Origin of the sequence: Ancylobacter sp., assembly GCF_965249975.1 — a bacterium.
In the GTDB taxonomy this organism is placed as follows: domain Bacteria; phylum Pseudomonadota; class Alphaproteobacteria; order Rhizobiales; family Xanthobacteraceae; genus Ancylobacter.
Genome location: NZ_CBDFNE010000020.1, coordinates 197,298 through 209,758 on the forward strand (window position 1 = coordinate 197,298; position 12,461 = coordinate 209,758).

The 12,461-nt window shown below is 70.5% G+C and carries 1 protein-coding gene (only partly in view); it reads right to left on the bottom strand.

The window, feature by feature from the left end; all coding sequences use genetic code 11:
- Positions 1-12,461 carry the final stretch of an autotransporter-associated beta strand repeat-containing protein gene (locus tag ACP2AH_RS19070; protein ID WP_425107254.1) on the bottom strand. The gene runs 26,995 nt beyond the window's last position, so the window shows 12,461 of its 39,456 coding nt (coding positions 26,996-39,456); its start codon lies off the right edge, out of view; it ends in the stop codon at positions 1-3.

Genomic DNA, 12,461 nt, shown 5'->3' on the forward strand with positions numbered 1-12,461 from the left:
TCAGAACCTCACCGAGAACTGGGCGCTGAAGGCGTTCTGGCTCGCCTGCGCGGCGATCTGCCCAGCATAGTTCAGCTGGAGCGTGACCGTATCGGACAGCCCATAGGCGAGGCCGGCGCCGACGAGCAGCGTGTCCTGCGCGATCGGCACGCCCTGGATCTCGAAGGGCGTGGTGCCGGACAGGAAGCGCATCGTCGCCGTCGAGTCCGTGTCGCCGAAGGCGTGCTGCCAGCCAAGCGTCGCGCTCGGCGTTACGGTGCGACCGCCCCACTCGAAGGAGGTCGCCATCCGCGCGCCCACCGTGGAGTAGAACGTGTCCTGCCCGGCGACATCGACCGCGAGCCCCGCCGCCTTAAGCCAGCTCTCGCTGGCCGAGCCGCCGGCCACGCCGACATAGGCGAGACCGACGAAGGGCTCGATCTCGTAGCCGGCATAGGCCATGCGATAGCCGGCCTCGCCGAAGATCTGCGTGGTGCCGACCATGTAGCTCGCGCTCTCCTGTTCGGCGAAGCCGGGGAAGGCCACGGTGCGCTCCACGTCGATATCGTGCCAGCTGTAGGAGGCGCCGCCGCGCAGGCCGAGGGCGCCGAACTGCGCGCCGAGATAGACGCCCAGATCGACATTGTCCATCGAGCCGGACGAGGAGCGACCGTCCACGGCGAAGGTCGAGCGGCTGTAGCCCGTCACCACGCCGGCGCGGACATTGTCGGCGATGGCCGCGTCGACGCCGCCGAGGAAGCCGCCGATCGAGGAGGAGATGGTCGCCGCATTGCCATTGCCGAAGGCATCGCCCCAGGCGCCGTAGCCCTGCGCCCACAGCGTGGGGGCCAGTTCGCGGCTGAGCGCCGCCGTGGCGGGGCCCGCCGCCTTGGCGGCATAGCCGAGCGCGCTGGTGTCCGTGCTCATATCCGCCTGGCGCAGGCGGGCGCCGACCGCGTCGCGCAGATAGACGCTCTCCTGCTGGATCACGGTGTTGATCGACGGGTAAATCTCGCCGGTCAGCTGGTTCAGCGCCGGCGCCACGGCGCTGTCGGGCAGCATCAGCAGCGCCTCGAACACCGCGTTGCCCTCGCCCAGCGCCTGCGCCGCCACTGCGACATGGGCCTGGTTCGGGGTTGTGGCGTAGTCGACGAATTCGGCGCCGCTATAAACGAGGTCAAGATAGACATTGTGCAGGTCGTAGGTCAGCGTCGGCCGCAGGAAGGCGAAGTTCGAGCTGACCGTACCGAACTTGCCGGTCACGGTGCCTGAGGTGGTCAGGATGGTGACCTGGCTCTGGCGGTCATAGGTGCCCGCCGTCGCCACCACCTTCACGCTCGCCCCCGAGGAGATCGTGACATTGCCGGAGGCGACGATGAGGTCATGCGCGCCCTGCGGCGTCACATCGACGGAATAGATCGAGCCGCTATTGAAGGCCACCGGTCCGTTGATGGTCAGCGTGCCCGGCGAATAGCCCGGTGCCACCACGCCGCCGCTGTTGACCGTGAGGCCGGCAATGGTCGCCGAGCCGCCCAGCACGCCGCCGGCATTCACCACGAAGGTGGCGTCCGTCGTCGATCCCGCCACCAGCTTGGTCGTGGAATTCTGCAGCGTCACCTGACCCGCATAGGACGAGTCGAACACCGCCGTGCCGCCGCCGGTGAGGGTCAGGGTGCCGGTGCCGGTGATCTCGCCGCTGATCGTGTAGGTGTCGGAGCGGTTGAACACCAGATTGGCGTTGTTGACGATGTCGCCGACGACCGATCCCGTGGTGCCGCCATTGCCGATCTGCAGCGTGCCGGCGGAAATGGTGGTGGTGCCGGTATAGGTGTTGTTCGCCGTCAGGATCAGCGTGCCGGTGCCGGTCTTCTCCAGATCGCCGCCGCCCGAGACGACGCCAGAGATGGTCAGCGTCTTGCCGCTGTCCACCGCGATCGTCGCGTCGGACGGCGAGGACAGCGCCGTCGACAGCACCACGCCGCCGGCGAAGGTGAAGGTGCCGCTGGCCTGCAGCGTCGCCCCGCGCTCGATGGTGAGCCCGCCCGTGCCCATGCTCTGCGCGGTGAGCACGCGCAGCGTGCCCGCGCCGATGGTGGTGCCACCGGAATAGCTGTTGGTGCCTGCGAGCGTGAGCACGCCCGTGCCGTTCTGCGTCACCGTGCCGGTGCCGGAGATCGCCCCGCCGAAGCTGGTGTCGGCGGAGAGGTCGAACACCAGCGCGGCATTGTTGGCGACATCGCCGAGGATCGCGCCGGTGGCGCCGCCATCGCCGATCTGCAGCGTGCCGGCGCTGATGGTGGTACCGCCGGTGTAGCTGCTCGCTCCCGTGAGGATCAGCGTGCCGCGATCGGTCTTTTCCATGCCCACCGAGCCGGTGAGGGCGCTGGCGATGGTCGCCACCGTCGCGGCGCCTGCGTCGGTGCCGTCACCGACGCGGATCTTGGCCGGCGCGCTGCCGGTGAGCGCGATCGCGCCGCCGCTGAGGCTGTAGCCGCTGGTCACGAACTGCATGCCGCTGGCGCTGACCTGACCGGAGCCATTGTCCACCGTCACCGTGCCGGCCGTGCCCTGGAACACGGCGAAGCCGCCATTCCAAGCTTGCGAAATGGTGCCCGACGCGTTGGTCCAGTTGGTGGCAGCACCCGCTGTCCAGGTGCCGTTGCCGCCATTGACGGACTGCGACGGCGTGGTGGTGGAGCCGTTCCAGAACTGGATCGGCGCGTCCGCGCCCTCGACGATGAGATTGACCTCGCCCGCGACCGAGGTCTGCACCCCGCCCGCGAACCCGCCGGTGAGCGGCGCCACCACCATGCCATTGTCGGTGAGGCTGCCCGTATAGGTGATGAAGCGGTAGACGCCCGCGCCGAAGCCCGCTTCCTGGGTGACGTTCAGCGTGCCGTTCAGCGTCACGTCGCCGTTCACGGTGAACACGTCGCCATCCGTGGTCTGGCCGAGCGCGATGTCCACATTGGCGCCGGCCTGGAGGTCGAGCCCGCCCATGGTCAGCGCGTCCGCCTGCGCCCCCTTGAGCGTGCCGCCGGCCAGCACCTGGACGGTGCCCGCCACCGTGCCATCGCCCGAGAGCGTCGCCCCGCTCTCCACCGTCGCGCCGCCGGCGACGCTGCCGGTCAGAGCCAGCGTGCCGCCGGAGACGGTGGTGGTGCCGGTATAGGTGTTGGTGCCGCTCAGCGTCAGCGTGCCGGTGCCGGTCTTGCCGAAGCCGCCCGTGCCCGACAGCACGCCGGAGAAGCTGGTGGAACTGTTGTCGCTGCCCGCCGTCACGTTGGCCGCGTTCATCTTCACGCTGCCGGCGCCGCTCAGCGCGCCGAGCGCCTTGGTGCCGGTCATCTGCAGATCGAGGATCGCCCCCGCCGCCACCGTCACGGTGCTGCCAGTGGCCAGCGCCCCGGAGCCGTCCGCAACCAGCGTGCCGGCATCGACCTGCAGCGTCGCCGCGCCATTGCTGCCGCTGAGGGTCAGCGTGCCCGCGCCCTGCTTGATCAGCCCGCCCGTACCGGTGATGGCGCCGGAGAAGGTGGTCGTCGTGCCGTCGCCGCCGGCGGTGAGGACATGGGTGCCGAGGGACAGCGTGCCCGCCCCGGCGAGCGAGCCCACCGTCTCATTGGCATCGCCGAGCGCGAGGGTCGCGCCGGCATCGATGGTCAGGCGCGCGCCGTCGGCCAGCGCCGCGCCGCCCATCAGCTGCAGCGTGCCGGCGGCGACGGTGGTGCCGCCGGTATAGGTATTGGTGCCGGAGAGGATGAGCGTGCCGCTGCCCTTCTGGGTCAGCGTGCCGGTGCCGGTGATCTTGCCAGCGAAGGTCACCTCGTCGGAGCGGTTGAAGGCGAGGGCGGCGTTGTTGGTCACATCGCCGCTCAGCGCGCCTGATGTGCCGCCATTGCCGATTTGGAGCGTGCCGGCGGAGACGGTGGTGCCGCCCGAATGGGTGGCGGCGCCGGCGAGGATCAGTGTGCCGCTACCGGCCTGGGTCAGCGTCCCCGCGCCGGAGAGGGCGCCGGCGAAGGTCAACTCATCGGAGCGGTTGAAGACGAGGCCCGCGCCGGAGGCGACGGCGACATCGCCGCCGATCGCGCCCGTGGTGCCGGCATTGCCGATCTGCAGCGTGCCGCCGGTGACAGTTGTGCCGCCGGTGTAGCTGTTGGCGCCGGTGAGGATCAGCGTGCCGAGATCGGTCTTCTCAAGGCCGGTCGAGCCGGCCAGCACCGAGCCGATGATGGCGCTGTAGCCGGCGCCGGCCTCGGTGCCATCGCCGACGCGCACCGGCGTCTTGCCGGAGGCCGCCGCCAGGGTGATCGTCCCATCGGAGACGGTGTAGCCGTCGACCATGAACTGCAGGCCGATTGCCGATACCGTGCCGTCGACCGTCACCGTGCCGGCCGTGCCGGCGAAGGCGGCGAAGCCGCTGTTCCAGGCACGCGACTGGTTGAGCGACGAGGTCAGCCAGTTGGTCTCCGACGGGCTCGCCGTCCAGGTGCCGTTGCCGCCCTGGATGGTGCCGTCCGCCGTGGTGGTGCTGCCGTTCCAGTACAGCATCTCGCCGCTCAGCACGGCAAGATTGACCTGCCCCGGGGCAAGCTGGATCTCATAGGCGAAGTCGGTCGGCGTGGAGCCGAGCACCAAGCCATTATTGGCCGCCAGCGTGGTGTAGTCGATGATGCGGTAAACGCCGACCGCCATCCCGCCGCCATTGGTCACGTTGAGCACGCCGTCGAGCGTCAGCGTGCCGGTGGAGACGACGCCGCCGCTGCCCGGCGCGCCGAGCACGACATCGACATTCGCGCTGCCGGAGAGCACCAGCGCGCTCATGGAGAGGCCATAGGCGCCGGCCGTGGCGCCGGCGCCGGCGCGCAGCGTGCCGCCATTGGCGATGGTGACGGTGCCGGCGATGGTTCCGCCCGCCGTGCCGTCGGTCGCGCCCTGCAGCGTGGCGCCGGACTTCACCTCGACATCACTGGCGAGGCTGACGCCGCCACCCAGCGCGAGCGTGCCGGCGGAGACCGTGGTGCCGGCGCCGGCGCTGTTGGCGCCGGTGAGGTTCAGCGTGCCGGCCCCGCGCTTGTCCAGCGCACCGGTGCCGGTAATGGCGCCGCCGGCCGTCAGGTCGTCGGAACGGTCGAAGACCAGCGTGCCGCTATTGGCGATGGCGCCGGCGATGGAGCCCGTGGTGCCGCCATCGCCGAGCTGCAGCGTGCCGGCGGAGACGGTGGTGCCGCCGGTGTAGGTGTTGGTGCCGGAGAGCACGAGCGTGCCGGCACCGGTCTTGGTCAGGCCGCCGCTGCCGGTGATGACGCCGGAGAGGGTGAGGGTGGTGTCGGTGTCGGTGCTGAGCGTGCCGCCGCCGGAGAGCGTGACGCCGCGCGCTGAGGTGAAGCTGGCGGTGGTCGCCAGCGTGGCGGCAGTGAGGGTGAGGTCGCCGTCCGCATCGCCCAGATTGGCATCCGCGCCGACCTGCAGCGTACCGGCCGAGACGGTGGTGCCGCCGGTGTAGTCGTTGCTGCCGGAGAGGACGAGCGTGCCCGCGCCGGTCTTGGTCAGGCCCCCATCACCGGTGACGACACCGGAGAGGGTGAGGGTGGTGGCGGTGTCGGTGCTGAGCGTGCCGCCGCCGGAGAGCGTCACGCCGCGCGCGGAGGTGAAGGTCGCGGTGGTCGCCAGCGTGGCATTGGCGAGTGTGAGGTCGCCGTCTGCGTCGCCGAGATTGGCGTCGGCCGCGATGGACAACGTGCCGGCGGAAACCGTCGTGCCGCCGGTGTAGTCGTTGGTACCGGAGAGCACGAGCGTGCCGGCGCCCGCCTTGGTCAGGCCGCCATTGCCGGTGATGACGCCGGAGAGGGTGAGGGTGGTGGCGGTATCGGTGCTGAACGTGCCGCCGCCGGAAAGCGTCACGCCGCGGGCGGAGGCGAAGGTCGCGGTGGTCGCCAGCGTGGCATTGGCGAGGGTGAGGTCGCCGTCGGCGTCGCCGAGATTGGCGTCGGCGCCGATCGAGAGCGTGCCCGCCGAGACGGTGGTGCCGCCGGTGTAATCGTTGGTGCCGGAGAGGACGAGCGTGCCCGCGCCGGTCTTGGTCAGGCCCCCATCACCGGTGATGACACCGGAGAGGGTGAGGGTGGTGGCGGAAGCGGAGTTGAGCGTGCCGCCACCGGAGAGCGTCACGCCGCGCGCGGAGCTGAAGGTCGCGGTTGTCGCCAGCGTGGCATTGGCGAGGGTGAGCCCGCCCGCCGCATTGCCGAGATTGGCATCGGCCGCGATGGACAGCGTGCCGGCGGAGACAATGGTGCCGCCGGTGTAGTCATTGGTGCCGTAGAGCACGAGCGTGCCAGCACCGGTCTTGGTCAGGCCGCCGTTGCCGGTGACGACACCGGAGAGGGTGAGGGAGGTGGCCGAGGCGGTGCTGATGGTGCCGCCGCCGGAGAGCGTGACGCCGCGGGCGGAGGTGAAGGTCGCGGTCGTCGCCAGCGTAGCGCCAGTGAGGGTGAGCCCGCCCTCCTCGTCGCCGAGATTGGCGTCGGCCGAGATGGACAGCGTGCCGGCCGAGATGGTGGTGCCACCGGTATAGGTGTTGGTGCCGGAGAGGATGAGCGTGCCGGCGCCGGTCTTGGTCAGGCCGCCGCTGCCGGTGACGACACCGGAGAGGGTGAGGGTGGTGGCGGTGTCGGTGCTGAGCGTGCCGCCGCCGGAGAGCGTGACGCCGCGCGCGGAGGTGAAGATCGCGGTGGTCGCCAGCGTGGCATTGGCGAGGGTGAGGTCGCCGTCGGCGTCGCCGAGATTGTCGTCGGCCGAGATGGACAGCGTGCCGGCCGAGACCGTGGTGCCGCCGGTGTAGTCGTTGCTGCCGGAGAGCACCAGCGTGCCGGCACCGGTCTTGGTCAGGCCGTCCGTGCCGGAGACGACGCCCGAAAGGGTCAGCGTCGTGCCGGTGGCTGTGCTGAACGTGCCGCCGCCGGAGAGCGTGACGCCGCGCGCTGAGGTGAAGGTCGCGGTGGTCGCCAGCGTGGCGCCAGTAAGAGTGAGCCCGCCGTCCGCATCGCCGAGATTGCCATCGGCGCCGATCGAGAGCGTACCGGCCGAGACCGTGGTGCCGCCAGAATAGTCGTTGGTGCCGGTGAGGATGAGCGTGCCGCTGCCCGCCTTGGTCAGGCCGCCCGTGCCGGTGACGACACCGGACAGGGTGAGGGTGGTGGCGGTGTCCGTGCTGATGGTGCCGCCGCCGGAGAGCGTCACGCCGCGCACTGACGTAAAGGTCGCGGTGGTCGCCAGCGTGGCATTGGCGAGGGTGAGCCCGCCCGAGGCATCGCCGAGATTGGCATCCGCGCCGACCTGCAGCGTACCCGCCGAGACGGTGGTGCCGCCAGAATTGTCGTTGGTGCCGGTGAGGATGAGCGTGCCGCTGCCGGTCTTGGTCAGGCCGCCCGTGCCGGTGATGACACCGGAGAGGGTGAGCGTGGTGGCGGAGGCCGTGTCGACGGTTCCGCCACCGGAGAGCGTCACGCCGCGCACTGACGTAAAGGTCGCGGTGGTCGCCAGCGTGGCGGCATTGAGAGTGAGGTCGCCGTCCGCATCGCCGAGATTGGCGTCGGCCGAGATGGACAGTGTACCCGCCGAGACAGTGGTGCCGCCCTCATAGCTGTTGGTGCCGGACAGCACCAGCGTGCCGGCGCCGGTCTTGGTCAGGCCGTCCGTGCCCGCCAGGGTGACGGCGAGCGTGGCCGAGCCGTCGTCCACCTTGATGAAGGGGGCGCTGTCGTCGGCCTGCTTCACCAGGGTCAGGGTCTGGGCGCCGGTGAGCTGATAGCCGTCGACTGCGAATTGCAGCCCGCTGGCGCTGATCGCGCTGCCGAGCGTCACCGTGCCGGCGGTGCCGTTGAAGATGGCGAGGCCGCCCTGGACCCAGGACGCGGCGATGGTGCCGTCGACATTGGTCCAGTTGGCGTTGGCCGCGTTCCAGGTGCCGGCGCCGCCGGTGATGGTGCCGCTGCCGGCGGTGCCGGCGCCGTTCCACCACTGGGTGGAGACGCCGTCGACAATGGCGATCAGATTGACCTGGCCGGCCACCGAGGTCTGGATCACGCTGCCCGACAGCGAGGCGGGCACGCCGGACAGGGTGAGCCCGGTGCCTTCCAGGGTGAGCGTGCCGGCATAGTCGATCAGCCGGTAGCTGCCGGCCTCGAAGCTGCCGCCGCCATTGACGGTGACGAGGCCGCCCGAGAGGGTGAGGTCGCCGGTGACATTGATGCGGTCGTTGAGCGCACTGTCGGGATCGTTGGCCTTGACCAGGTTGAAGGCCAGGGTGGCGCCGGAGGCGACGGAGAGGTCGCCGCCGATGGACAGTTTGCCGGCGGTGCTGGCGGTGCCGGGCGTGAGGGTGGCGCCGGTGGCGAGGGTGACATTGCCGCCGATCGTGCCGCTGCCGGAAAGGGTGGCGCCGTTCGCCACCGAGGCCGCCCCGGCGATGCTGCCATCGACCTGCAGCGTTCCCGCCGAAACCGTGGTGCTGCCGGTGTAGTCATTGGTGCCGGAGAGGACGAGCGTGCCGGCGCCGGCCTTGGTCAGGCCGCCCGTGCCGGTGATCACACCGGAGAGGGTGAGAGTGGTAGCGTCGGCGGTGGAGAACGTGCCGCCGCCGGAGAGCGTCACGCCGCGGGTCGAGGCGAAGGTCGCGGTCGTCGCCAGCGTGGCCCCAGTGAGGGTGAGGCCGCCCGAGGCATTGCCGAGATTGGCGTCGGCGCCGATCGACAGCGTGCCCGCCGAGACGGTGGTGCCGCCGGTGTAGGTGTTGGTGCCGGAGAGGAAGAGCGTGCCGGCGCCCGCCTTGGTCAGGCCGCCCGTGCCGGTGAGGACGCCGGAGAGGGTAAGGGTGGTGGCGGAGGCCGTGTCGAAGGTGCCGCCGCCGGAGAGCGTGACGCCGCGCGCCGACGTGAAGCTGGCGGTGGTTGCCAGCGTGGCGCCGGATAGCGCGAGGTTGCCATCCGCGTCGCCGAGATTGGCATCGGCCGCGATGGACAGCGTGCCGGCGGAGACAGTGGTGCCGCCGGTGTAGGTGTTGGTGCCGGTGAGGACGAGCGTGCCGGTGCCGGACTTGGTCAAGCTGCCCGTGCCGGTGACGACACCGGACAGGGTGAGGGTGGTGGCGGTATCGGTGCTGAACGTGCCGCCGCTGGAGAGCGTGACGCCGCGGGCGGAGGTGAAGCTGGCGGTGGTCGCCAGCGTGGCGGCAGTGAGGGTGAGGTCGCCGTCCTCATCGCCGAGATTGGCGTCGGCCGAGATGGACAGCGTGCCGGCGGAAACCGTCGTGCCGCCGGTGTAGTCATTGGTTCCGGAGAGGACGAGCGTGCCGGCGCCGGTCTTGGTCAGGCCGCCCGTGCCGGTGACGACACCGGACAGGGTGAGAGTGGTGGAGCTGTCGGTGCTGAGCGTGCCGCCGCCGGAGAGCGTGACGCCGCGCGCCGACGTGAAGCTGGCGGTGGTCGCCAGCGTGGCATTGGCGAGGGTGAGCCCGCCCGAGGCATTGCCGAGATTGGCGTCGGCGCCGATCGACAGCGTGCCGGCGGAAACCGTCGTGCCGCCGGTGTAGGTGTTGGTGCCGGAGAGCACCAGCGTGCCGTCGCCGGTCTTGGTCAGGCCGCCCGTGCCGGTCACGACACCGGAGAGCGTGAGGGTGGTGGCGGTGTCGGTGTTGAGCGTGCCGCCGCCGGAGAGCGTCACGCCGCGCGCGGAGGCGAAGGTCGCGGTCGTCGCCAGCGTGGCGCCATTGAGAGTGAGGTCGCCGTCCTCATCGCCGAGATTGGCGTCGGCCGCGATGGACAACGTGCCGGCGGAGACAGTGGTGCCGCCGGTGTAGTCATTGGTGCCGGAGAGGACGAGCGTGCCGCTGCCCGCCTTGGTCAGGCCGCCCGTGCCGGTGACGACACCGGACAGGGTGAGGGTGGTGGCGGAGGCCGTGTCGAAGGTGCCGCCGCCGGAGAGCGTCACGCCGCGCGCCGACGTAAAGGTCGCGGTGGTCGCCAGCGTGGCGGCAGCGAGGGTGAGGCCGCCATCCGTGTCGCCGAGATTGGCGTCGGCACTGACCTGCAGCGTACCCACCGAGACAGTGGTGCCGCCCTCATAGGTGTTGATACCTGTTAGGATGAGCGTGCCGCTGCCCTTCTGAATGAGCGCGCCCGCGCCGGAAATGACGCCGCCGAAGCTCACCGTGTCGGTGCGGTTGAAGGCCAGGTTCGCTCCGGAGGCGACGGCAACATCACTGAAAATGCTGCCGGACGTTCCGTCGGCGCCGATCTGCAGCGTGCCGGCGGACACGGTGGTGCCGCCCCCATAAGTGTTGGTGCCGGTGAGCACCAGCGTGCCGGTGCCAGACTTGGTCAAGCTGCCGATGGGCCCGGACACGACGCCGGTCAGCGTCAGCGTGGTAGCGTCGGCGGTGGAGAACGTGCCGCCCGCCGCGCCCAGGTTCAACTCGCGCGCCGACGTGAAGGTCGCGGTGGTCGCCAGCGTGCCACCAGTGAGGGTGAGCCCGCCCGAGGCATTGCCGAGATTGGCGTCGGCCGAGATGGACAGCGTGCCGGCCGAGACGGTGGTGCCGCCCTCATAGCTGTTGGTACCGGAGAGGACGAGCGTGCCGGCGCCCGCCTTGGTCAGGCCGCCATCGCCGGTGACGACACCGGAGAGGGTGAGCGTGGTGGCGTTGTTGGTGCTGATCGTGCCGCCGCCGGAGAGCGTGACGCCGCGCGCGGAGGTGAAGGTCGCGGTGGTCGCCAGCGTGGCGGCCGTGAGGGTGAGGCCGCCATCCGCGTCGCCGAGATTGGCGTCGGCCGAGATGGACAGCGTACCCGCCGAGACGGTGGTGCCGCCGGTGTAGGCGTTGGTGCCGGAGAGGGTGAGGGTGCCCGTGCCGGCCTGCGTCACCGAACCGGAGCCGGAGATCGTTCCGTCGAAGATGACGGCATCGGAGCGGTTGAAGACCAGCGCGGCATTGTTGGTCACATCGCCGGCGAGGCTGCCGGATGTCCCGCCATCGCCCAGCTGCAGGATGCCGGCGGAGATGGTGGTGCCACCGGAATGGCTATCCGTGCCGGTCAGGACGAGGGTGCCGTTGCCGGTCTTGGCATAGGAGCCGGTCCCGGACACGTCTCCGGCGAGGGTGAGCGTGGTGTTCTCGGCCGTGTCGATGCTGTTGGTTCCGCTGACCGAGACGGCGCGAGCAGAGGTGATGTCATTGGTGTCGATGGCGAGGGTGCCGCCGGCAAGGGCGAGGCCGCCGGTGGCGGCGCCGAGATTGGCGTCGTCGGAAATCCGCAGCGTCCCCCCGTCGGAGAGTGTCGTCCCACCCTCATACTCGTTGGTACCGGAGAGGATGAGGGTGCCGGCGCCGGTGGTGGTCAGGGCCCCGGCCCCGGAAAGGATGCCGCTCCATGTGAGGGTATAGCCGCCATCGGTGTAGATGCTGCTGCTGGCGGTGAGCGTCACCGCGCGCGCCGACTCGAACGTGCCCATCGCGGCCAAGGTGCCGCCGGACAGGGTCAGGCCGGCGGCCGTATTGCCGAGGCTCTGGTTACTGCCAATCTCCAGCCGGCCGGCGGCAATGGTGGTGCCGCCGCTATAGCTGTTCAGCGCATCCAGCGTGAGGGTGCCGGCGCCGGTCTTGGTGAGGCTGCCGCTCCCTGTAATCGTTTCTCCCACGGAAAGCGTGGTGCCGTCCGCCTGGGAGAAGGTGGCGGTGCCGGTGAGCGACACCTGCCTGGAAAGGTTGGATGAGCCCGTGGTGACGAGGGTGCCGCCATCGAGCGTCAGCGGGCCGTCGCCGAGATTGCGGGCGGAGGCGACCTGGATCGTCCCGCCCATGATCAGCGTGCCGCCCGACTGGGTGTTCTCGGCGGTGAGGATGAGCGTGCCGGAGCCAGCCTGGGTGAGCGTGCCGGAGCCGGAGATGGTGCCGGAGAAGGTCACCTCGTCGGAGCGGTTGAAGACGAGGGCGCCAGCGGTCACCACATCCCCGCCGATGCTGCCGGCGGTCCCGCCCGCCCCGACCTGCAGGGTGCCGGCCGAGACAGTGGTGCCGCCGGTGTAGGTGTTGGCTCCAGAGAGCACGAGCGTGCCGCTGCCGGCCTTGGTCAGGCCGCCCGTGCCGGTGATGACGCCGGAGAGGGTGAGGGTGGTGGCAGTGTCGGTGCTAATGGTGCCGCCGCCGGAGAGTGTCACGCCGCGCGCGGAGGCGAAGGTGCCGGTGGTCGCCAGCGTGGCGGCATTGAGGGTGAGGTTGCCGTCGGCGTCGCCGAGATTGGCGTCGGCGCCGATCGACAGCGTACCCGCCGAGACGGTGCTGCCGCCCTCATAGCTGTTGGTGCCGGAGAGGACGAGCGTGCCGGCGCCGGTCTTGGTCAGGCCGTCCGTGCCCGCCAGGGTGACGGCGAGCGTGGCCGAGCCGTCGTCCACCTTGATGAAGGGGGCGCTGTCGTCGGCCTGCT